Annotated in this window: 15 protein-coding genes; 4 read left to right on the top strand and 11 right to left on the bottom strand. The window is 60.1% G+C overall.

The features are described 5' to 3' along the window. Positions 1–101: 101 nt before the first annotated feature. From AB5Y50_RS18675 to AB5Y50_RS18665, 3 genes are read right to left on the bottom strand one after another with little or no spacing between them, the layout of a single operon-like run. The gene (locus tag AB5Y50_RS18675; RefSeq protein ID WP_010674752.1) at positions 102–2,654 is read right to left on the bottom strand and encodes an MlaD family protein; all 2,553 of its coding nucleotides are present in this window, start codon (positions 2,652–2,654) and stop codon (positions 102–104) included. Between the two features lie 51 nt (positions 2,655–2,705). Beyond that, the gene (locus AB5Y50_RS18670) at positions 2,706–3,314 is read right to left on the bottom strand and encodes a paraquat-inducible protein A (RefSeq protein WP_010674753.1); all 609 of its coding nucleotides are present in this window, start codon (positions 3,312–3,314) and stop codon (positions 2,706–2,708) included. Next, positions 3,292–3,936: a paraquat-inducible protein A gene (locus tag AB5Y50_RS18665; protein ID WP_010674754.1), complete on the bottom strand. Its 645-nt coding sequence runs from the start codon at positions 3,934–3,936 to the stop codon at positions 3,292–3,294. The genes AB5Y50_RS18670 and AB5Y50_RS18665 overlap by 23 nt, the downstream gene beginning before the upstream one ends. A 220-nt stretch (positions 3,937–4,156) precedes the next feature. On the opposite strand from AB5Y50_RS18665, the gene AB5Y50_RS18660 reads away from it, so the two are divergent. The 4 genes from AB5Y50_RS18660 (at position 4,157) to fabA (ending at position 8,864) form a co-directional block, all read left to right on the top strand. Continuing rightward, positions 4,157–4,462 (top strand): YebG family protein, encoded by a 306-nt coding sequence (locus AB5Y50_RS18660; protein WP_010674755.1) that lies wholly within the window; start codon positions 4,157–4,159, stop codon positions 4,460–4,462. 280 nt (positions 4,463–4,742) lie between these two features. Further along, the gene (locus AB5Y50_RS18655) at positions 4,743–6,038 is read left to right on the top strand and encodes a site-specific integrase (RefSeq protein WP_041201615.1); all 1,296 of its coding nucleotides are present in this window, start codon (positions 4,743–4,745) and stop codon (positions 6,036–6,038) included. Positions 6,039–6,245: 207 nt separating this feature from the next. Further along, positions 6,246–8,225 carry a Lon protease family protein gene (locus AB5Y50_RS18650; protein ID WP_029314542.1) on the top strand — a complete coding sequence of 660 codons (1,980 nt, stop codon included), beginning with the start codon at positions 6,246–6,248 and terminating at the stop codon, positions 8,223–8,225. A gap of 78 nt (positions 8,226–8,303) precedes the next feature. Then, on the top strand, positions 8,304–8,864 hold the full coding sequence (gene fabA / locus AB5Y50_RS18645) for a 3-hydroxyacyl-[acyl-carrier-protein] dehydratase FabA (protein WP_010674758.1): 561 nt from the start codon (positions 8,304–8,306) through the stop codon (positions 8,862–8,864). 80 nt (positions 8,865–8,944) lie between these two features. Here fabA and rmf read toward each other — a convergent pair whose 3' ends face one another. The 8 genes from rmf to AB5Y50_RS18605 all read right to left on the bottom strand — a co-directional run bounded on the left by rmf (position 8,945) and on the right by AB5Y50_RS18605 (position 22,170). After that, entirely contained in the window at positions 8,945–9,121 is a 177-nt protein-coding gene (rmf, locus tag AB5Y50_RS18640; RefSeq protein ID WP_010674759.1) for a ribosome modulation factor, read from the bottom strand. A gap of 159 nt (positions 9,122–9,280) precedes the next feature. Continuing rightward, complete coding sequence (locus AB5Y50_RS18635) at positions 9,281–10,930, bottom strand: DUF3466 family protein (RefSeq protein ID WP_010674760.1); 1,650 nt, start codon at positions 10,928–10,930, stop codon at positions 9,281–9,283. A gap of 8 nt (positions 10,931–10,938) precedes the next feature. Next, positions 10,939–12,849 carry an ABC transporter ATP-binding protein gene (locus AB5Y50_RS18630; RefSeq protein ID WP_029314544.1) on the bottom strand — a complete coding sequence of 637 codons (1,911 nt, stop codon included), beginning with the start codon at positions 12,847–12,849 and terminating at the stop codon, positions 10,939–10,941. A gap of 72 nt (positions 12,850–12,921) precedes the next feature. Continuing rightward, positions 12,922–13,149 carry a glutaredoxin family protein gene (locus AB5Y50_RS18625; protein ID WP_010674762.1) on the bottom strand — a complete coding sequence of 76 codons (228 nt, stop codon included), beginning with the start codon at positions 13,147–13,149 and terminating at the stop codon, positions 12,922–12,924. Then, positions 13,149–15,320, bottom strand: a complete 2,172-nt coding sequence (gene rlmKL, locus AB5Y50_RS18620) for a bifunctional 23S rRNA (guanine(2069)-N(7))-methyltransferase RlmK/23S rRNA (guanine(2445)-N(2))-methyltransferase RlmL (protein ID WP_010674763.1) — start codon at positions 15,318–15,320, stop codon at positions 13,149–13,151. The genes AB5Y50_RS18625 and rlmKL overlap by 1 nt, the downstream gene beginning before the upstream one ends. Positions 15,321–15,627: 307 nt before the next feature. Beyond that, on the bottom strand, positions 15,628–16,164 hold the full coding sequence (locus tag AB5Y50_RS18615) for a cell division protein ZapC (RefSeq protein WP_029314546.1): 537 nt from the start codon (positions 16,162–16,164) through the stop codon (positions 15,628–15,630). Between the two features lie 85 nt (positions 16,165–16,249). Then, positions 16,250–17,260 (bottom strand): quinone-dependent dihydroorotate dehydrogenase, encoded by a 1,011-nt coding sequence (gene pyrD / locus AB5Y50_RS18610; protein WP_010674765.1) that lies wholly within the window; start codon positions 17,258–17,260, stop codon positions 16,250–16,252. Between the two features lie 47 nt (positions 17,261–17,307). Next, the gene (locus AB5Y50_RS18605) at positions 17,308–22,170 is read right to left on the bottom strand and encodes an NAD-glutamate dehydrogenase (protein WP_368163175.1); all 4,863 of its coding nucleotides are present in this window, start codon (positions 22,168–22,170) and stop codon (positions 17,308–17,310) included. Positions 22,171–22,227: the final 57 nt, after the last annotated feature.

Below are 22,227 nucleotides of genomic sequence, written 5' to 3'. Positions count from 1 at the left end.
GGCGACATCTTACCACAGTGCGCCGCCCTTCTTGATGGGAGAGTCCATGAGGCCATAAAAAAACCGGCACAAGGCCGGTTTTTGACGAGCAGGGGAATAACTCAGGGCAAGATGCGGGGACTCCACTCCAGCCACTCTTTCTCTGCCTTGGCATGAAGCGGATAACGATGGCCCGCCTTGACGGTCGCGCCCATCTCCCGCTCCGGCGTATTGAAGGCAATCCCGCCCGCCAGCAGGCTTTGCACCGTTTCGACCTCGATGGTGCCACCGGTCAGCCCGATATCGGCCTTGACCCCGGAGACATTCCAGAACCGGCTGTTGGCGCGTATCAGATGGGCGTACTGTCCATCCACATTCACATCGATCAGCACCTCGCTGCCATCCCGGGCCAGGGTCACGCCGGTGACGCTGCCCACCACCATCTTGCGAAACAGCAGGGGGCTGCCCACGCTGATGCCATCGACGGAGGGGCTCTTGAGGGTCAGGGCAAGACCGGCGGGGCCACTCTGGCTCAAGGGGAAGGTCTCCTTGCCAGCCCCTCGGCCCGGTGTCGCCTCCACAAAGGCCCCCTTGATCAGGGTATCGAGGTGGGCAACGCCTCCCAGCCCGACCTTGGCCTGCACCAGTGCATAGCGCGCCCCGGATTGCAGGAAGCGCGCGGCATATTGCTCATTCAGCTCGGCCTTGAAGCTTACCTGGCCCAGGGTCGGATCCAGTTCCACCTGCTCCACCTTGCCGATGTCCACTCCGCGATAGCGGATGGGGCTGCCGACCCCGAGACCCGGGTTGTGATCCGCCGTGAGCGTGAGGGTACGCACCTGGGAGCTTGCCTGCTCCTTGCTGTCAAAGAGCTGATGACTGCTGCGACCTGTCCCCAGCTTGTCGAATTCGATGGCACCACGCAGCAGGGTGGCGAGGTTCCCCATCTTGACCTGCACGCCGTCGAGCCGGATCTTGCCGTCGATGGCGGCCTTCTTCCAGAACTGAGGTTGCTGCTTGAGCAAAGGAGCATAGATGGCATCGATCTCCAGGGTGATGGCCACCCCGCGATCATCGGCATCCAGCGCCTTGACCTTGCCCGCTTCCAGTCCCAGATAGAGGACGGGGGAGCCCACACCGATCCCATCAGCCTGAGCGGCACGAAGCGTCCAGCTGACCGCTTTGGCATGGCGGCTCCCAAGCAGGGCCAGCTCCTGGCTGGGGTAGAGGCGGTCAATCCTGTCACCCTTCGGGGCCTGTACCAGCTTGATGCCCCCCGCCAACCAGGCACTGGCCGGGCTGGTCTCCACCTTGATACCGCTGAGGTCCGCCTCCACCTGCAAGGGGGCGGCGCGATAGAAGCGAGCCCGTTGCAGCAGATGGCGATAACGCTCGTTCACCAGCAACTCGACACTGGCATTGCCGCCGGCATCCAGGGTCAGTGCCCCGAGCTGACCTATCTGCAACCCCTTGAACCAGAGCGGAGCCCCTTCGCTCAAACCGGCGAGATCCTCTGCCTGCAGGGTCAGCTTGATGCCGCCGCGCTGTGCCTGGCTCTCCAGGGTCATGGTGTTGACCCGTTTACCGGGTTCATAGTCCAGACGAATGGCGGGCCCGGCCAGCAGGCGATCCGCATGCTTGATCCCGGCAGGGGAGAGAGAGACCGTCTCCCACACCAGACGACTCTTGCCGGTCACCCGGAACGCCTGCTCGGGGTTGATGAGGGCCGTCACGCTCCGCCCCTGTTCGGTGAGGCGAATGGGGTCGATGCGTCCAATCTCGATGCCCTCATAGAGGATGGGCATCCCTTCCTTGATGGGCAGAGTCCCCGCCTGGATGGTGATGCGCTCACCCCGGGCGGCCTCGGCCAGCCCCTTGTAGAGGATGAAGTTGACCCCCTTTTGCGCCACGGGAGAATCCTTGGGGGAGTCAAACGCAATGCCGCCGCTCAGGATGGAGGTGAGACTGCCCGCCTCCACGCTGACGCCAGCCAGGCTGAAGGAGCCCTTGATGCCGCTGATGTTCCAGAAGCGGGTATCCGCCTTGACGAGGTGCTCGAAGCGCGGCTCGATCACCAGATCCAGGATCACGTTCTGGTTCTCTTCCCCAAGACGGGTGTTGATGACACTGCCCACCTCCAGCCCGCGGAAATAGATCTTGGCACCGATGCCCACCGACCCCAGAGAATCGGCTGTCAGGTGCAGGGTTCGCCCCTGGGCCTGATAACCAGGGGGAGGGCCATCCAGGGCATCGAACTCATCCTCCAGCGGGTTGTTCTCCCGTCCGGGTTGCAGGTTGATGTAGTTGCCGGACACCAGGGTGTCCAGGCCGGAGATCTCGGTCAGTGACGCCTTCGGACTCACCAGCCAGAAGTCGGAGCCCTTGCGTATGAGGGAGCGGGCACGGCTGTCCACCTTGGCCAGCACCGCAATCTTGCGACCATCCTGTGCCAGTTCCAGCTCCTGGACCACGCCGATGGCGACCCCCTGATAGCGCAACTGGGTCTTGCCCGGCAAGATACCGTTGCCCTGGGCAAAGTTGATGCGAATGAGTTGACCACTGCTCGTCCACTGCTGGTAGAGAAAGCCTCCCGCCAGCAAGAGGGCGATGAAGGGCAGCAACCAGACCGGTGATAACCAGCGGTGCTTCTCAATGACGGGCTCAGCCCCGACCATACCGACTCCTTACATTGGCTGTGATGCACAGCGCGTTCGACACAAAAAACATTAACGGGCCGCCTTGTCCCACAACAGGCGGGTATCGAGCATCCTGGCCGACATCATGGTGAGCACCACCACGCCGGCGAACGCCGTCGCCCCGGGGCCGGCACGCACATTGAGCAGCACGCCGCGATCCACCAGGGCCACCATCAGCGAGATGACGAACAGGTCCAGCATGGACCAGCGTCCGATGAAATCGATGATGCGGTACATGACGAGTTGGCGTTTGCGGCGCACCGGCTTGCTGCGCTGCAACTGCCAGCAGATCCAGCCAAGACCCAGGATCTTGCCGATGGGCACGATGATGCTCGCGGTCAGTACTATGGTGGCGATGCCGGACATCTTGCTGCGATAGAGCGCCATGATACCGCTGAAAATGGTATCGGACTGCAATAATCCCTTGTTGTAGAAGTGGGTGATGGGCAGCAGGTTTGCAGGCAACAACATGAAGGTGGCCAGCGCCAGCAGGCCCCATGACCAGGCGAGGGAATGGGGAATGCGCATCTGCAAGGGGGTATGACAACGAGGGCAGCTCATGCCGTGTTGATGGCGCACCAGCAACCCACAGGTATGGCAGCGGCAAAGCCCCAGTTCACGGGCGCTGATCGGGGACATGGTCCGGCTCCCGGGAGGCATGTTGCAGCGGAATCCGCTCCCAGTAAGGGGCAGGATCAAAGAGGATCAGCAACGTCATGTTGAGCAGCATCAGACAACCCAGGCTCAGCAGACCGCCTCCCAGGCGCACGTCGGCGATGTCGATAAGCTTGAACAGGGCGACCAGCAGGCTGACGATGTACACCTCCAGCATGGCCCAGTGGCGAAATACCTCGACCGCTTTGAGGGTCCACGCCAGCAGATGCCAGCGCTTGGCCAGGCCGGAGGCGAGGGCAAAGATCCCGAGCAGCAGCCCTGTCGGCGCCAGCACGGCGCACCAGAGCACCAGTGTTGCCACCCAGAGCTCGCTCTCGGCATACAGCATCATAATTCCCTTGATCAGGTTGGCGTCCGAGTTCACGCCCGCCAGACGAAGATAGATCAAAGGCTCAAAAAACGCGGAAGGCAGCAACAGGAATCCGGTGATGGTCAGCGCCATCAACTGGGAAGGGCGAAAGGCATAGCGCCCATACAGATGCTGATGACAGCGGGGGCAATGGGCGTGACGGCGCAGCGGCAGCAACTTGCGTTCGATCAGCAAGTCACAGGCCGGACAGACAATCACCGAGTGCGGATCCGACATACGATTCAACCTGTTGAAGGAATTGATGAAATTTACCTTAAAACGCCTGCCCTGTCTTGCCGCGCTGCACACCCCCCTTTGAAAAGACGTGTTTTCCGCTGTGAACTGGCCGCCGCCAGCCAAGCAGGGGCTGGCGATGCACGCCGACATGCTGAGGGTATTTGCAATACTGTATATACGTACATATACTTGCGGTCACTATCATCAGGAGGGCGCCGCGATGGCCGTTGAGATCAAGTATGTTGTGGTACGTGGGGGAGTGGAGAAGATGACCTTTGCCAGCAAGAAAGAGGCGGATGCCTATGACAAACTGCTGGACACCGCCGATGAGCTGATGACACTGCTGGCGGGTGCGCCGGTCGCGCTTGCACCGGAGCAGCAGGAGAGTCTGGCCTTTTATCTGGCCGAGCAGCGGGATCAGTTGCAGCAGGTATTGCGCGGTGGAAAAGGGCAGGGGAATTCCCCCAAAGAAGACAAGCTGGATACTGAACTGCCAAAGGGGAAGCCCCTGAAGAGCGTGGCTTGAGACGAAAGGGCGGGGAAGGGGATGTGAGGCAGAATCCACTTTCTCATTCATGAAAAGTGCAACTTAAGTCATTGTCACGCCTCTTTTCCCCGAGAATTTTCCAACCACACCGCATATTTATTGAATATGCCGATTGCTCGTTATCATGGGGTATCACAGCAAGATGCCTCAGGTCGTTGCCCCCAAGGCGCACTGCAACCCCTGATGCCGATAACCCCATTTATCGGCATCAGGGGGGGGCGGCCCCGTTCAAAACATTCAACCGACATCACACACCATCATGACTCATCCAGCACTTCCACCCGCCATGCCACTGTTCGATAGCGTGGACCACCTTGAGGCGGGCAATCCCCAGGTCAACCAGTACCTCGCCACCCTGAGTCTTGGCAAAGTCCCCGACGCGGGGATCGTGTATGAGCTGGCCGTCGACTGGCTGCTGGAGCAGCGCCACAGCGAAAACAACTACAAGACCTATCGCAGTGAGCTGACCACTTTTTTGCACTGGTGTTTTTGCGAGGTGGCCATCAGCCCCAGGGATCTCACCAGGCGCATCATGATGCGCTATCTCGACTATTGCCAGGCGCCACCGTCCAGACTGATTGCCTACCGCAACGTCGCCCAGTTCGTGCTCGACAAGGAGTGGGGGGAACGGTTGCCAAACCCCCTGTGGCGTCCGTTTCTTGGCAAGCGGGAACTGGGCCGGGAGCTACCGTATCGACTGAGTGAGCAGGCGATGAAGACAAAACTCGCCATTTTGTCCGCCTTCTTCCAGTTTCTCATCCAGGAGGAGTACATGGATCGCAATCCGGCTCTCCTGCTGCAGCGGGTTAAACGTGCGGGCCCCCAGGAGGCTGGTGAAGACGCGCAATCCTTCACTGAGCTGCAATGGTCTTATGTGATGCAAGCCGCCGAACAGCTCGCTGCCGAATGCCCGGCACAACATGAGCGCAGCCGCTTTCTCATCTGTCTGATGTATGCCTGTTATCTGCGGATTTCCGAGGTGGCGGCCAGGCCGGGTTTCAGCCCCGTCATGGGCCAGTTTCGACGTGACGCCAAAACGGGCGTCTGGGGTTATGACATTCCCCGCAGCAAAGGCGGTAAACGTCGCACCGTGGCCGTTTCTCAGGCTCTGCTCGAAGCCCTGACTCGCTATCGTACCTTTCTTGGCCTTTCGCCACTGCCGGCCCCCGGCGAGCAGACCCCGCTGTTCGTACGCCACAAGGCGGCGGCCCATGGCCGCGAACAAGGCGAACTCAATGCCAATCTGGGTATCCGCCAGCTTCGAGACCTGGTAATGGCGGTATTTGAACAGGCCGCAAGCCTCGCCGAACAAGACGGTTTTGATCAGGATGCCGCTGAAATGCGAACCCTGACGCCGCACTCCATTCGCCATACCGGTATCACCCATGACATCAATCTGCACGGCCGGCCTTTATCCCACGTACAAGCCGATGCGGGACACGACAGCATCGACACCACCTCCAAGTACCTGCACACCGGCAACCGGGAACGTCACGAGAGTGCCAGCCGCAAGCCGCTGGATCACTTGCTCGACCAGAACCGTACATATGACTGATAACCAATGGTGAACAATAAAACTGCACTCATAACCAAGACACGGGACCTAAAGGCAATCCTTGATTGATTATGCCCTGGGACTCATAAAATACGACACTGCGCATAATGTATATTATGTTAAATGAAATATCTTGGTATTCTGTCACCCTCAACCGAACTGTGTATAATGGTGGCAATTGATCCTATCCCCGACCGGATGTCTTAAGTGGCTGAATTAACATCAGAACAATTAAAACCCGCTTTCTCGATTGAGCAGTTCCCCACACTTGGCGAACTCGACCCCATTCCGTTTGCCGCCCTGCAACCCAGAGCGATTTCGGGTATCAAACGGCTGGCCAGTTTTGATGGTGACTGCCCGGTCATGATCCTCAACGGTTTCCCCGGTGCAGATTACGAGAATGTCTGCCAGACCCTGATCGCCTCTTCGAATGGCAAGGATGGCGACCTGTTCGATCTCTGTTATACCGAGAATCTCAACAACCCTTTCAAGCCCATCTGGCTGCGCCTGCAACCGGGCTCGGGTTTCGAGTTCTGCGAAATGGTCGGTGAGCTGCTCAAGCTGATGAGCCACCATCTCGACGCCGAGCGGCTGGTCACCCGGATCATCCGCAAACAGAACAACGACCCCAAGATCGTGGATTTCCTCTCCGATCTGGCCGCCCATGTCGCCCAGGGCCTCGAGTTCCAGCACCCGGTGCTCATCAACCTGCTGATCCATCATGAGGATCAGCAAGCCCCTGTCGTCTACGGCCGTGACCTGAACTGGGATACCTTGTTCGGTTCCATCAACTATCAGACGGAACAAGGCTCCGTTTACGCCAACCAGCACCTTTTGGAACCTGGTCTGCTGCGGGAAGCCAACGGTGGTTACCTGATACTGCAGCTTGATGAGCTGCTGGATCAGCCTCATCTCTGGTTCAAGCTCAAGAACGCCATGCAAAAAGGCGAGCTGGACTGGAATGCCTATCAGGAAGGCAAGACGCTGACGCCGTTCTTCACCCCGGAGGCGACCCCCATCCGGTTCAAGTTGATCCTGGTCGGTGACAGGCTGGACGTGGCGGAATTCCAGATGCTGGACAGGGACATGGCGGAGCGCATCTTCCTGCGTGCCGATCTGGTCTCCGAAGTGAACATCGAGGAAGATCTCCCCGCCTTCCTGCAATATCTCGCCTGGCTGCGAGCGCGCTGGGCGCTGCTGGATTTCACCCCAGGTGCCCTCCTCGCCCTCTGTCGCCATGCCAGCCGCCTGTGTGACCACCAGGAGTGGCTATCCCTCTCCGAGGTACAGCTCGGCGCCATCATGCGCATGGCCGACAGCCTGGCCCGCGAGCTGGAAGCGATCTGCGTCACTGACGAACATATCCTGCTCGCCCTGGAAGAACAGGATTACCGCCTCAACTATCTGGTGGAGCAATCGGATCAGGGGGTCATCGACGGCCAGATCCTGCTGCAGACCGACGGTGAAGAGGTTGGCCAGATCAACGGGCTTTCCGTCATCCAGGTGGCCGGCCATCCCTATGACTTCGGGGAGCCGGTACGCCTCACCGCGACCGTCCACCTCGGGGATGGCGATGTTGCTGACATCGAGCGCAAGGCGGAGCTCGCCGGGCACATTCACGCCAAGGCCATGATGATCATCCACGGCTACCTCTCCAACAAGTTCGGCGCAGAGAACCCCTCGCCGCTCTCGGCCAACCTGGTGTTCGAGCAGTCATACCACGAGATCGATGGTGACAGCGCCTCCCTGACCGGCCTGTGTGCCCTGCTCTCCGCCCTCGCCCGCCAGCCCATCTATCAGCACTTCGCCGTGACCGGTGCGGTCGACCAGTTCGGCAATGTGCAGGCCGTGGGCGGCGTGAACGAGAAGATTGAGGGCTTCTTCCGGGTGTGCAAGATCCACGGTCTCACCGGAAAGCAAGGCATTCTGCTGCCAGGCACCAACGCCCAGCAGCTCAACCTCTCTGATGAAGTGATCGCGGCAGTAGAGGCCGGCCAGTTCCACATCCACCCGGTGGATCACGTGGAAGAGGCAATCGAGCTGCTCACCGGCTGCGTTGCTGGGGAGCCTGACATGCCGGATACCCTGTTTGGCCGCATCCAGGAGAGACTGGACGAACTCAATGGCACGGCAACCAAGAGTGGCGGCCTGCTGCGCAGCCTGCTGGACCGGCTGCTTGGCCGTTAAATGAAGTGATCGGAGTTGTTTGGCGAACATCTGTAAGCTAAATTGGCCCGGCTTTGACCCATATGAAGGATAAACAGCGTGACCCTAGATAACGACACCACTGATCCCCGCCTCTCCCTGTGCGAACAAGGCAAAGAGTCCTTTACCCGTGAAGAGCTGCTTGCCTGCAGCCGTGGCGAATTATTTGGTGAAGGTAACAGCCAGCTGCCCGCCCCCAACATGCTGATGATGGATCGCATCGTCAAGATCAACGACCATGGCGGCGAGCACGGCAAGGGTGAAATCCTGGCTGAACTCGATATCACGCCGGATCTCTGGTTCTTCGACTGCCACTTCCCCGGCGATCCCGTCATGCCTGGCTGCCTGGGCCTGGATGCCATGTGGCAACTGGTCGGCTTCTTCCTGGGCTGGAAAGGGGGTCCTGGCAAGGGACGTGCGCTGGGTGTCGGTGAAGTCAAGTTCACCGGCCAGATCCTGCCGACGGCCAAGAAGGTCACCTACAAAATCACCTTCAAGCGCGTCATCAACCGCAAACTGGTCATGGGCATTGCCGATGGCGTCGTGGAAGTGGATGGTCGCCCCATCTACAGCGCCACCGATCTGAAAGTGGGCCTGTTCAAAGACACCACCGCATTCTGATCCTGCTCCTGGGTGAGCAGAGACAACGTAAAGGGGCCACGATGGCCCCTTTCCTTTTGTAATGAGTGATGAAGTATCGGTTACTTCATGAAGAGGCCTGAGCCTCGCCCTTCCATGGCATCGCGCCAACCACCAAGCCAATGGCCCCTGGCATCCAGGCACTGGTACGGACACGCTTCTTTCTGTTTGCCGACTACGCCAGCCTGATAACCACGAGCGCGAGCTCTCTCCAGACGGTCCCGTTTCTGTCTCTTCATCATCTACGACCCTCTTCATGGAACAAAAAAAGCGACCAGTTTTTCACCGGTCGCCTTCATCTTTACCCCAGGGGGGAGGCAGGGTCAAACAAAAATTCCATGCTATTCAGGGGTTGTGACACAAGATACTGAACTGCATTAATTTTTGATGACACTTATTTATCGCTGATAGCGACGCAGCCAGGCAAAGGGCAGCGCCAGCAGAGTCAACCAGAACAGGCTGCCACCACCGCCCTCGCCACCATCCTGACCGGTCTGGTTGTTGACCGGCGCATTGCTGACCACATAGCTGGCCGGGGCATTGCCCTGATAATCCGCCACGGCCGGCGTCAGTTTGACGGCGACCACGGTGGCGTTGGCGCGTTTGTTGAGGTCGCTCTCGCTGTCATAGCGATACGCCGTCGCGGCAATGGTGCCGTCGCTGCTGATGCCGCTGGCATAAGCGATGTGATAGTACTTGCCGTTCTGGGCACACTGCTTGTTGCCGGCGTCATCCTTGCCACAGATGAGATCGTTCAGATACCAGCTGTTGGCCGGGGCGGCCGCGTTCAGCAGGAAGGCTTCCTGCATGCGGTTGGTGCCATTGACCACCGGTTGGGTCTGATGGCGGGAGTCGCGCCAGCCAACCACCATGTTGTGCTCGTTGATGGCGGCCGCTTCCGAGCCTGCCCCCGAGACCGGCTTGTCTTGAAGAGGAAGGCTGGCCGCCGTACCCGGCTTGCTCAGGTTGAACAGGAACATCTCCACCGGGCGGTTCTGACCCTTGTTGATGCGATAGCGCTGGTTGCCGATCACGTAGCCGTTGTCGTTGACGGCCACGGCCCAGCTGTGTTGCAGCTTGGCATCGTCCTTGCCAGGCTCGCCATCCGGCAGCGGGATGATCTTGGTGGTGCCCACGGTGCCGGCAGCCGTATCCAGGGTCCAGTAGCTGGCGAGGTTGCGGCCATCCAGATCACCGGTGCCCACCTCGCCGGTAGAGCTGTAGCCCACGCCGTAGAGGGTGCCGTTGTACTTGGCCACGCCCAGTGCAGAAGCGGTTTGCAGCACCTCGTCACGCTGATGGCCATAGGTGCCGGCCTGCATCAGCTTGTTGAACCCGCCCGAGCTGTTGAGCAGCCAGAAACTCGCCTGGGTATCGACCCCGGGGCAGTAGCGGAAGTCACCGTACTGGCTGTCATTGCCCGTCTCGAAACACCACTTGTAGAAATCACCGCCCACCTTGTGGCGATACTTGTCGCTGGCCGCGGTACCGGTCACCAGATACTGACCGTTGTCCAGCTTCTTGATGGAGGTGGGTACGCTCAGGCCGTGGGTGCTGGCCGCATCCTTGAGCTCGACCGGGTTGCCGTCATTGACCACGGCAAAGGCGGTGCGCAGCTTGCCATTCATCTTGTAACCGACCCGATCCTCCGGAACATCCCCGAGGGCCGTCACCAGGCCATCGACCTCGGAGCTGGTCACGTAGCCCAGGTTGCTGCGTTGATCCACCTTGTCCAGGAAGTCGCGACGCCACTGGTAGGCAAAGCCCGAGTTGTCGCTCCAGAAGGAGTTGCAGACCGAGTTGGAGAGCATGCAACCCTGCTCGAAACGGAAACGATCCACCAGGAAGTCGGCAAACCGCACGGTGGAGAAGTATTCCGCCATGTTGTTCTTGGTGTTGAGCCCGATGAGGCCGTTGGCATCGCCGCTGATCCCGCTGGCATAGCCTTTGACTTCGTCATCGACGATGGTGAAAAAGGAGCTTTGTGCCGCCTGCGCGTTGAGGCTGGCGCCGACCAGGATGGCCAGCATGGATAATTGCTTTTTCATCTACTTCCTTAGTCTTGATGTTTCAACGCTTCCAACTCCTCCCAACGGGAGAAGGCGTGTTCCAATGCGGCCTCTGCCGCATTCAATGCATCCAGTTTGGGCTGGGTCTGCTCTGCTGGCAGGGAGAAGAAACCGGGGTGGTTAATCTCGGCCTGCAGGGCATCGAGTTCCATTTCCAACTGTTCCAGCCGGGCTGGCAGATTATCCAGCTCCAGTTGCAACTTGTAAGAGAGTTTTCGTGTTTTTTTCGCAGGCTCCGCTGCCGATGCGACAGGCTCTGCCACCTTGACCGGGGCCGGCTTGGCCGTCTGTTGGGCGGCCTGCAGGGCTCGTGTGGCCATCATGTCGGCGTAGCCCCCGACATAATCGCTGATCCGTCCATCCCCTTCAAACAGCCAGCAGCCGGTCACGGTATTGTCGATGAAACGGCGATCGTGGCTGACCAGCAGCAGGGTGCCCGGATAATCGGTGAGCAGCTCTTCCAGCAATTCCAGCGTTTCGACATCCAGGTCGTTGGTTGGTTCATCCAGAATCAACAAGTTACTGGGTTTGAGGAAGAGTTTGGCCAACAGTAGACGGTTTTTCTCGCCCCCTGACAAGGCCTTGACCGGGGTGCGCGCCCGCTTGGGCTCGAACAGGAAGTCCTGCAGGTAGCCAAGGATGTGGCGGGAGCGGCCGCGAACCATCACCTCCTGCTTGCCCTCCCCCACGTTGTCCACCACCGTCTTCTCGGGATCGAGCTGCTCACGGTATTGATCGAAGTAGGCCACTTCCAGGTTGGTCCCCTGGCGCACCGAGCCACGGCTCGCCTCGAGCTGGCCCATCAGCAGCTTGATCAGGGTCGACTTGCCGCAGCCGTTGGGGCCAACCAGAGCAATCTTGTCCCCGCGCAGCACCTGCAGATCCAGTCCCTGGAACAGGGTGCGATCACCAAAGTCCAGCCCCAGCCCCTCGGTCTCGAACACCAGCTTGCCGGAGCGGCCCGCCTCGTCCAGTTGCAGCTTGGCCTTGCCCTGCAGTTCCCGGCGCTGGGTGCGCTCCATGCGCATCGCCTTGAGGGCCCGCACCCGTCCCTCGTTGCGGGTACGACGCGCCTTGATCCCCTGGCGGACCCACACCTCTTCCTGGGCCAGCTTGCGGTCGAACTCGGCGTTTTTCAGCTCCTCGACCCGCAACCACTCCTCCTTGCCTTGCAGATATTCGTCATAGTTACCGGGCCAGGAGGTGATCACGCCGCGATCGAGATCGATGATCCGGGTCGCCAGCTTGTGGATGAACTCCCGGTCGTGGGAGATGAAGACGATGGCGCCACGAAAGTCCTTGAGGAACTCTTCCAGCCAGTTGATGGCATCGATGTCCAGATGGTTGGTCGGCTCGTCCAGCAGCAACAGGTCCGGGTCACACGCCAGGGCGCGGGCCAGAGCCACCTTGCGCAGCCAGCCGCCAGACAGACTGTCGAGCGTCACATCAGGGTCGAGATCGAGCAGGGTCAGCACCTGATTGATGCGGGTTTCGTACTGCCAGCCGTTCTGATAGTCGAGCTGCTCCTGCAACTGGCTCATGGTGCGAATGTTGGCATCGGAAGGGTCGTGCGCCAGGGCGTGGGAGACATGGTGGTACTGCTTGAGCAGCTCCCCTACCCCGGCCAGCCCTTCTGCGGCGTAATCGAACACGGTGATCTCGCTCGAGGCGGGCGGATCCTGCTCGAGGCGGGTCACTTTCAAATCTTGTTGCAACACCAGACGGCCGTCGTCCAGCGGCAGTTCGCTGGCAATCACCTTCATCAGGGTGGACTTGCCCGCCCCGTTGCGACCCACCAGACAGAGGCGCTCGCCCCGCTCTATGGTGAGCTCGGCATGGTCGAGCAGCGGAAAATCACTGAACGACAGGGACGCGCCGTGCAATGTCAAAAGAGCCATGTTTGTTCCTTGTTGCTTATGAAAAAACGGGCGGCAGCGTGAATCTGCCCCCGTTTTGTCGTCAAATCCTGCTCACCCCTGTGCCAGCCAGCCTTGCAGCTCCCCCAGGGTGAAGGGCCAGCCCAGCTCCCGGCCGGCACTGTCTTGCAGCACCGGGATGCGCACCCGGTAAGCCTCGAGCCAGGCCTCCTCCTCCAGGATGTCGCAGCGGCGGGTCTGCGCGGCCATCCCGGCCTGTTCCACCAGCGTCCACGCCTGTTCGCACAGGTGACAGCCGTCGGTGTGAAACAGGGTCAGCATCAGCCTTGTGCCTCGGCGTGGGTGATGATCCAGCAGTTGTGGATATGCTGGTTGCGCTCGAAGTCCTTGGGCCGGGTCTTGTTCGTGATGTTCTGCGCCTTGAGACCGATGGCGTCAAGGCCGGCCAAGTCCATCTTGAAGTGGCGTTTGTTGTTGGAGAAGACCAGGGTGCCGTCCGCCGCGAGCAGGCGCTTGAGGTGCTGCATCAACAGCAGGTGATCCCGCTGCACGTCGAAGCTCTCGTCCATCCGCTTGGAGTTGGAGAAGGTGGGCGGATCGATGAAGATGAGGTCGTACTGCTCGTCGGCTTCCGACAACCACTTCAGGCAGTCCGCCTGCACGAACTTGTGCTCGCGGCCCACCAGCGAGTTGAGGCGCATGTTGTCCTGGGCCCAGTTGAGGTAGGTGCGCGACATGTCCACCGTGGTGGTTTCGCGGGCGCCGCCGAGCCCCGCGTGCACGGTGGCACTGCCGGTGTAGGCGAACAGGTTCAGGAAGCGCTTGCCCCGAGCCATCTGGCCCAGCATGCGGCGGGTCTGACGGTGGTCGAGGAAGAGGCCGGTGTCCAGATAGTCGTAGAGGTTGACCCAGAGGCGTGCACCGTACTCCTGCACTTCCATCCGGTGCTGCTCTTCGGAGAGCTTCTGGTACTGCTGTTTGCCTTCCTGGCGCTCGCGCACCTTCAGGATCACCTTCTCGCCGTCCATGCCGGTCACCTTGATGGCGGCCTGCACCATGTCCAGCAGACGCTGGCGGGTTTTCTGGGCGGGAATGTCCTTGGGCGCCGCGTACTCCTGTACCACCAGATAATCCTGATAGCGGTCGATGGCGGCGTTGTATTCCGGCAAGTCCGCGTCATAGAGGCGGTAGCAATCGAGGTTCTCCTTGCTCGCCCATTTCTCGAGGGTCTTCAGATTCTTGCGCAGACGGTTGGCAAAGTCCTGGGCCACCTCTTTCTGGGAAGCGACGGCATCGAGGGCGATCTGGTAGTTGCGCAGCTGGCACTCGAGGGCGCCGTTGAACAGGCGATACTGCTTGTCGGCACGCAGGCGCAGGCAGCTCAGGAGTTCGGGAGAGGCGGAGAGAATGGTGACCTTCCACCCCTGGAAGCCGCGGCGCAGGGCATCGCCAAGGGCCTGATGCACTTCCAGCAACGCCGGGAATTCACCGAGACGCTCGCCATAGGGCGGGTTGGAGATAAGCATGCCGACCTGACGGCTCTCTCCTTCCACAGCCGGCATTGGCAGCGGATTTTCCAGCTTGGTGACATCGGCCTGCTTGAAGGTAATGAGATGATCCACGCCGGCGGCCTTGGCGTTGTCACGGGCCTTCATCAGGACCCGGGTATCCGCATCGCAACCGAACAGTTTCACCTCGCAGCGCTGCATGCCGCGCTTGGCACGTACCTGGGCTTCCATCATCAGACTCTGCCACAGTTCACCATCGTGTTGCAGCCAGCGATCGAAACCGAAGCGCTCACGGCGCAGGGCCGGCGCCATGTCGGCAGCGATGAAGGCCGCTTCAATCAGCAGGGTACCGGAGCCGCACATGGGGTCCATCATGGGCTCGCCGGCCCAGCCGCTGCGGGCAATCATGGCCGCCGCCAGGTTCTCTTTGAGGGGCGCCTCGCCGGTGCCCTGGCGATAGAAGCGCTGGTGCAGCGCCGGGCCTGACAAGTCCAGCGTGATATTGGCCTTGCCTTTGCCAAGGTGCGCCATGATGCGAATGTCCGGGGACTTCTTGTCCACATCCGGGCGCACGTGACCGCGCTTGGTGAAGCGATCGACGATGGCGTCCTTGATCTTCAGGGCACCGTACTGGGTATTGCGAATGGAGGCGTTGGTACCGGTAAAGTCCACCGCGATGGTGGCGGTACCGGAGAAGTGATCTTCCCAGGGAATGGTATGGGCCCCGAGGTAGAGGTCCAGATCGTCGTTCATCTGGAACTCGGAGAGCACCAGCACGATTCGGGAGGCAAAGCGGCTCCACAGACAGGCCTTGTAGCCGATGGCCAGTTCGCCCTTGAAGTGGACGCCGGCCACGGTCTCACGGACCTGCTCTGCACCCAGATTGGTCAGCTCGACGGCCAGCAGGTTTTCCAGCCCTTTGGGGCAGGTTGCAAAAAATTCTTTCATCACGCTCACGGGGATGCCATAAAAATAGTGCCGCATTATACCTTATCGGCCCGCGCTCGGCACTCGAACCTTGGACAAAGGCGCCATATAAACGGCAAGAGGCGCGGCAAACGCTCCCCTCCCCCTTGCGGGCGACAGGATCCCGCTCTTGGCTGGCAGTTGTCTACCATCACATTCGTAAAGAATTCGAAAATCTTGCCCGGACCAGGCAGAAAATGGTCGTGACGACCAGACGAAGGAAAAAGACAAATAATGGAACAAGAGAGAGACTGAGCGCTTAAATATCAGACCAATATAGCAGGCCTATAACGGACTTATTCGTCGCCATATAACGGCCCCGTCGTCAGCCCACTTCCCGATATTGTGTCTGTGCCCGAACTCTGGCTTGCATCCGGTTATTCATCACCTTGATCACGGCAAAGCGCGGCAGCGTCTTGCTGTTGGTCAGCACCAGCTCGTCGGTCAGGTTCAGGCAAACACTCGCCTGATCGCCGGCTTCGATGACCATGAATTCCCCCCTACCGTGGGGCGTATCCATCCACACCAGGGATCCCATATCCGGAATAACATGGGCCTGCTGTTCATGAAAGAACCAGCTTTGCGGCATCAGGGGTTTATAAAAACGGCTGACGGCGATGGCATTGAGGACCAGCTGGACCTGGTGGGGCGTACTCCAGTCGAGTTCAGCGGCCTTGTCCATCAACTGGTAATAGAGGGCGGCATCATCCACGCAAAAAGGCTGGGTGGTGAAAGAACAGGGAACAAGTTGTCGACCTTTATATTCGGTGGCAAATATCATGCGATCGGACAAATCCAGCATAAGGCGATCATCCTGAGCGTCATAATGCCACTGCCAATTGTCATTGGGTTGAATACACATGGTGGTGCCCTTATCTAAGCCGTCCCTCGACTTTATTCCATGTCGAGAATTTGAGCAACGTTAAATAAGGGCAACCGGTTATTTTTTAAATATGGGTAACGATCTCTTTGACCAGACTCGGCCCTTTATAAATAAAGCCGCTGTAAATCTGGACAAGACTGGCACCCGCTGCCAGTTTTTCCCGAGCCGCCATGGCGCTGTCGATACCACCCACACCGATAATGGGCAGGGCGCCGTCGAGGGCCTTGGCCAGGTGGCGAATAACCTCGGTGCTCTTGTGCTGGAGCGGACGACCGCTAAGCCCGCCAGCCTCTGCGGCATGGGGCATGTCATATATCATCTCCCGCTCCAGAGTGGTATTGGTGGCGATGACACCGTCAATACGGTTCTTGATCAAAGAGGCGGCTACCTGATCTATTTCATCGAGTGACAGATCCGGGGCAATTTTCACGGCCAGCGGCACATACTTTTTATATTTCTCGGCCAGCTCCTGTTGGCGCTGTTTCAATGCGGCCAGCAGTTCATCCAGTGCATCGCCATATTGCAATTGACGCAGACCCGGGGTGTTTGGCGAGGAAATATTGACCGCAATATAACCGGCGTGGTCATACACCTTGTCCATGCAGAGAAGGTAATCATCCTTGCCCTGCTCGATGGGGGTGTCCTTGTTCTTGCCGATATTGATGCCGATCACCCCCTGATATTTGGCCTCTTTCACCTTGGCCACCAGGTGATCGACTCCCTTGTTGTTGAATCCCATGCGATTGATGATCCCCTCGGCCGGGATCACCCGGAAGAGACGTGGCTTGTCATTGCCGCTCTGGGGTCTGGGGGTCACGGTACCGACCTCGATGAAACCGAACCCCATGGCGCCGAAGGCATCGATGCACTCCCCGTCTTTATCCAATCCTGCGGCCAGGCCCACCGGATTGGCAAAATTAAGCCCCATGACGGTGACGGGGCGTTTTGGCAGGGTGTTGCGGAAGAAACAATCGAGCGGTGTACCGAGAAGGCGGGGCAAATATTTGATGGAGAGATCGTGAGCCTGCTCCGGATTGAGTTTGAACAGGAAATGCCTGGCGAGTGGGTACAGCATGCTTGCTCCTTAAAAAAAGCCCCGGCAACTGGCCGGGGCTTTTGGGGTTATGCCGAGGTTCGGCAATTCAACTGGAGCAGGTTCAACTCTCGCAAGGCCACCGAGAACTTGGCGAACTCGTGGGTGCTGGTAGTCTTGAAGTCGGCCAACATATGGGTCCAACGGGACAAGAGCTGCTCATGCTCCGAAATCCAGTCGGCCAGTATGGTAGCGCATTCCCCCTGCTCTTTGCACCCTTCCAGTACCACGGAAGTGAGGCTGCGTTGCTGCCAGTCCAGATCTTCGCGGAAGGAGGCCCGCGCCATCGCCTGCCAGTGGTTGCCCACCGGCTGATGGTTGATCTGCTCGAGGAACCAGTGCAGATCCAGCTTGGCACCGAGACGGTAGTAAACGTTGGCGGCGCGCAGGATGTCGGTCTTGTGCTCCGCGGCGATCTGCGCCAGATCCAGGCAGGAGAACAGGCTGCTCATGTGGGATACCTGACGGGCAATCTGCTCGGGTACCGCTTTGGCCACCAGGGCCGCGACCGCCTGCTGGTGCTCGGCCACTTCGCTCTCGTCCATCACCTCGTAGAGGTGCTCCGCCAGGGTCTCGAAGGCCGGGCGGAAGAAGGCGATGTTCTCGCCGATGCTCCAGCTGCGGTTGCGGGCACGCAGGAACCAGCGGGTGGCGCGGCGTACAATGCGGCGGCTGTAGAACATCAGCTCGAGCTGGGTGTTGGCATCCACCTGGTTGTCACACCCTTCGATGTCGCGCCACAGGGTATTGAGGCCGAACACCTCGCGGGCCATGGCGAAGCAGCAGGCCACTTCGGCCACCGAGGCACCGGTCTCGTCCTTCATCCGGCTGGCGAAGTTGAGCCCCATGTCGTTGACCAGCATGTTGGCCACCCGGGTCGCGATGATTTCGCCGCGCAGCGGATGCTGGGCAAGGGCCGCACCGAACTGCTGCTGCAGCTGGGTCGGGAAGCTGGTGACCAGCATGTTGGCCAGGAAGGGCTCGTCGGTCACTTCCGGGCAGTTGAGCTGCTCTTTGAGCACCATCTTGCCGTAAGCCACCAGCACCGCCAGCTCGGGTCGGGTCAACCCCTGCCCTGCCGCCATCCGCTCGGAGAGCTCCTCGTCGGAGGGGAGGAACTCGAGCGCCCGGTCAAGCTTGCCTTCCCGCTCCAGCCCCTGGATGAAGCGCTGCTGCTCTTTCAGCTGCTCGGCACCACGGAAAGCGGTCACCGAGATGGATTGTGACTGGCGGTAGGCGTTGGTGATGACCACCTGGGCCACCGCATCCGTCATCTCGTAGAGCATCTGGTTGCGCTGCTTGAGGGTCAGATCCCCGGCGGCCACCAGTTGGTTGAGCAGGATCTTGATGTTGACCTCGTTGTCGGAGCAATCCACCCCGCCCACGTTGTCGGTGAAGTCGGTGTTGATGCGACCACCCTGACTGGCATACTCCACCCGGCCAAGCTGGGTGAAGCCAAGATTGCCACCCTCGCCCACGATGCGGGCACGCAGGTCACGACCATTGACCCGCAGCACGTCGTTGCTGCGATCCCCGACGTCGGCGTCGCTCTCGCGGGCGCTCTTCACATAGGTGCCGATGCCGCCGTTCCAGAGCAGGTCGACGTTCAGGCAGAGCAGCGCCTTGATCAGCTCATTCGGGGCCATGCCGCTCTTGTCGGTGCCGAGCAGGGTCTGCATTTCCGGGCTCAGCTTGATGGACTTGGCAGAGCGCAGGAAGATGCCGCCCCCCTTGGAGATGAGCTCACGGTTGTAGTCATCCCAGCTCGAGCCCGGCAGCTCGAACAGGCGCTTGCGCTCGACGAAGCTCCTGGCCGCATCCGGGGTCGGGTCGACGAAGATGTGCATGTGGTTGAAGGCGCCCACCAGCTGGATGTGCTCGGAGAGCAGCATGCCGTTGCCGAACACGTCGCCGGCCATGTCCCCAATACCCACGCAGGTGAAGTCGGTGGTCTGGCAGTTGATGCCAATCTCACGGAAGTGGCGCTTGACCGATTCCCAGGCGCCGCGGGCGGTGATGCCCATCTTTTTGTGGTCATAGCCCACCGAGCCGCCGGAGGCAAACGCATCGCCGAGCCAGTGGCCGTATTCGAGGCTTATCTCGTTGGCGATGTCGGAGAAGGTGGCGGTGCCCTTGTCGGCCGCCACTACCAGGTAGTAGTCATCCTCGTCGTGACGCACCACGGATTTTGGCGGGATCACCTCGCCGCCGATGATGTTGTCGGTCACATCGAGCAGGCCGCGGATGAACAGACGGTAGCAGGCCTTGCCCTCCTCCTGGATGACGGCACGGGGGGCGCCTGCCGGCATCTGCTTGCAATAGAAGCCGCCCTTGGCGCCCACCGGCACGATGACGGTGTTCTTCACCTGCTGGGCTTTCACCAGACCCAGCACTTCGGTGCGGAAGTCCTCCTTGCGATCGGACCAGCGCAGGCCGCCACGGGCCACCTTGCCCCAGCGCAGGTGTACCCCTTCCACTCGCGGGGAGTAGACGAAGATCTCGAACTTCGGCAGCGGCAGCGGCATGTCGGTGATGCTGGAGGGGGCCAGCTTGAAGGAGATGTAGGGCTTGATGTTGCCCGCCTTGTCCAGCTGGTAGTAGTTGGTGCGCAGGGTGGCGTCGATCATCTCCACATAGCGGCGAATGATGCGATCGTCATCCAGGTTGGCGACCTGATCCAGCTTGGCGGCGAGCTGCTCATGCAGCTTGGCGGATGCCTTGGCATCTTGCGATGGCACCTTGGCGTCCTGCTTGCCGGCCGGATCCAGACGCTGTTCGAACAGAGTGAACAGCAGCTCTGCGATATCCGGATAACGGGTCAGGGTCTCCTCGATATAGGACTGACTGAAGGAGACGCCGGTCTGGCGCATGTATTTGGCATAGGCCCGCAGCACGGATACCTGACGACCGGTGAGGCCGGCCCCCAGCACCAGACGGTTGAAGCCGTCATCTTCCAGGGTCTTGTTCCAGATGGCGGCGAAGGCCTGCTGGAAGCGCTGCTGGCTCTGCTCCAGATCGAACGGTTGCTCGCCCCGCAGCAGCATGGAGAAATCGAGGATCCAGAACACCTCGCCGGTGGGGGTCCGTACCTGATACGGGGTCTCGCCGATGACGCGCAGTCCCATGTTTTCCAGCATGGGCAGGACGTCGGAGAGGTGGATGGGTTCGCTTCGGTGGAACAGCTTGAGGCGTACCCGGCGATCGTTCTCCTCCTCCTGGGCGCGGTAGAACAGCATGCCAAGCGGCTCGGCCTCGCTCAATCCATCCAGGGCCATGATGTCCGCGACGGCAGAGCCCGGCAGCACATCTTCCTTGTAGGCACGGGGGAAGGCGGTGCTGAAACGGCGGCGCAGCTCGTTACCGCGGGCCTCGCCATAGTGGGAAAGCAGCACGGAATCCAGGCGGTCATCCCAGCTGCGGGCCGCTTCAATCAGGTTGTTCTGTACTTCGTTCACATCCACATCCACGTTGTTGTTGTTGACCCGCACTATGTAGTGAGTCCGTGCCAGCACGCCCTCGGTGAAGTAGACGTTGAACTCCACATCGATGCTGCTGCCAAAATATTTCTGCAAAATCTGCTGGGTCTTGACCCGCAGCGCCGTGTTGTAGCGCTCCTTGGTGACATAGACCATGCAGGAGAAGAAGCGGCCGTAGACGTCGCGGCGCACGAACAGGCGCAGCATGTCCCGCTCCTGCATCTCCAGCACGCCGAGACCGGTGGCCAGCAGCTCCTCTTCACGGGCCTGGATCAGCTCGTCGCGCGGGTAGGTTTCCAGCACGTTCAGCAGCGCCTTGTAGGCATGAGAGCCCGATTCAAAGCCGGAGGCGGCCATGATGCGCTCGAGGCGGTGGCTGATGAGGGGGATCTGGGTCGCACTGGTGTTGTAGATGGAGGAGGCATACAGGCCGATGAAGCGATCCTCTCCCACCACCTTGCCGTGCTCGTCGAAGCGCTTGATGCCGATGTAATCCACATAGGCCGGACGATGCACCCGGGACTTGCTGTTGGACTTGGTGAGGATCAGCAAGTCGGAACTGAGGGCCGCGTGACGGGCGCTGGCGGGCATGGTGCCGAGGCGCTGGCCTTCGTCCTTGATGGAGTTCTTCATCAGCCCCAGGCTGGACTCGGGCTGCGGCAGGATCTCGTGATCCCCCTCCACCGCCTTGACGTCGTAGCGACGATAACCCATCAGGGTGAAGTTGTGGGCGGCCACCCATTTGAGGAAGGCGACGCAGGAGTCCACCTCGGCCTGGCTGACCGGGTTCTTGCGTTTGGGCAGCTCCTCGATGATCTCGTTCAGGCGCGTCAGCATGGGCTGCCAGTCTCCCACCGCCAGGGCCACTTCCCGCGCCACCGAGTTGAGCTCGGCAGTCAGGGCGTCCATCTCCTCTTCACCGGTCAGGTGATCGATTTCGATGAGGAAGGCGGTTTCCACCGAGGTCTGCTCTGCGGTGTTGTCCAGATCCAGGATGGCGCCAATCTTGCCGCCTTCGCCGCGGATCAGGTGCAGCGGCTGGTGCAGCATCATGTGGGCGGTGATATTGAGACGCTTGAGGGCCATGCGGATGGAGTCCACCAGGAAGGGGGAATCCTGCAGGATGATCTCGACGATGGTATGGGGAGACTGCCATCCGTGGCGGGTCAGCTCGGGGTTGTAGACCCGGATATAGGGCTCGATGCCGGTACGGTGGTTGAGGGCATTCCACAGACTGAGGGCGGCGCCATAGAGATCGCTGTCATTGCGGTCATGCAGATCAGTGCTGGCCATGTTGCCGTAGAACTTGGCAACGAAACATTCGACCAGGGAGGCACTGTTTTTCGGCAATTTCTGGTGGATCAGACTGAGAACGTTTTCGAGCAGAACGGAGGTAGGGGCGTCTTTCAATGCCATTGCTAGTTTCCTTATCGGACGACATCACAGACACGGCGACATCCACCCAGGATGCCC

The sequence above is a fragment of the Aeromonas sp. s6 genome (genome assembly GCF_040907815.1).
Lineage (GTDB): Bacteria > Pseudomonadota > Gammaproteobacteria > Enterobacterales > Aeromonadaceae > Aeromonas > Aeromonas caviae.
The sequence above is the reverse complement of the archived record's forward strand: the minus strand, read 5'-3'. Positions and strand labels throughout refer to the sequence as shown.

Bases quoted from the DNA above. Each gene is read 5' to 3' on its own strand.
- AB5Y50_RS18675 (WP_010674752.1), bottom strand. From the start codon at position 2,654: ATGGTCGGGGCTGAGCCCGTCATTGAGAAGCACCGCTGGTTATCACCG.
- AB5Y50_RS18670 (WP_010674753.1), bottom strand. From the start codon at position 3,314: ATGTCCCCGATCAGCGCCCGTGAACTGGGGCTTTGCCGCTGCCATACC.
- AB5Y50_RS18665 (WP_010674754.1), bottom strand. From the start codon at position 3,936: ATGTCGGATCCGCACTCGGTGATTGTCTGTCCGGCCTGTGACTTGCTG.
- AB5Y50_RS18660 (WP_010674755.1), top strand. From the start codon at position 4,157: ATGGCCGTTGAGATCAAGTATGTTGTGGTACGTGGGGGAGTGGAGAAG.
- AB5Y50_RS18655 (WP_041201615.1), top strand. From the start codon at position 4,743: ATGACTCATCCAGCACTTCCACCCGCCATGCCACTGTTCGATAGCGTG.
- rmf (WP_010674759.1), bottom strand. From the start codon at position 9,121: ATGAAGAGACAGAAACGGGACCGTCTGGAGAGAGCTCGCGCTCGTGGT.
- AB5Y50_RS18635 (WP_010674760.1), bottom strand. From the start codon at position 10,930: ATGAAAAAGCAATTATCCATGCTGGCCATCCTGGTCGGCGCCAGCCTC.
- AB5Y50_RS18630 (WP_029314544.1), bottom strand. From the start codon at position 12,849: ATGGCTCTTTTGACATTGCACGGCGCGTCCCTGTCGTTCAGTGATTTT.
- AB5Y50_RS18625 (WP_010674762.1), bottom strand. From the start codon at position 13,149: ATGCTGACCCTGTTTCACACCGACGGCTGTCACCTGTGCGAACAGGCG.
- rlmKL (WP_010674763.1), bottom strand. From the start codon at position 15,320: ATGCGGCACTATTTTTATGGCATCCCCGTGAGCGTGATGAAAGAATTT.
- AB5Y50_RS18615 (WP_029314546.1), bottom strand. From the start codon at position 16,164: ATGTGTATTCAACCCAATGACAATTGGCAGTGGCATTATGACGCTCAG.
- pyrD (WP_010674765.1), bottom strand. From the start codon at position 17,260: ATGCTGTACCCACTCGCCAGGCATTTCCTGTTCAAACTCAATCCGGAG.
- AB5Y50_RS18605 (WP_368163175.1), bottom strand. From the start codon at position 22,170: ATGGCATTGAAAGACGCCCCTACCTCCGTTCTGCTCGAAAACGTTCTC.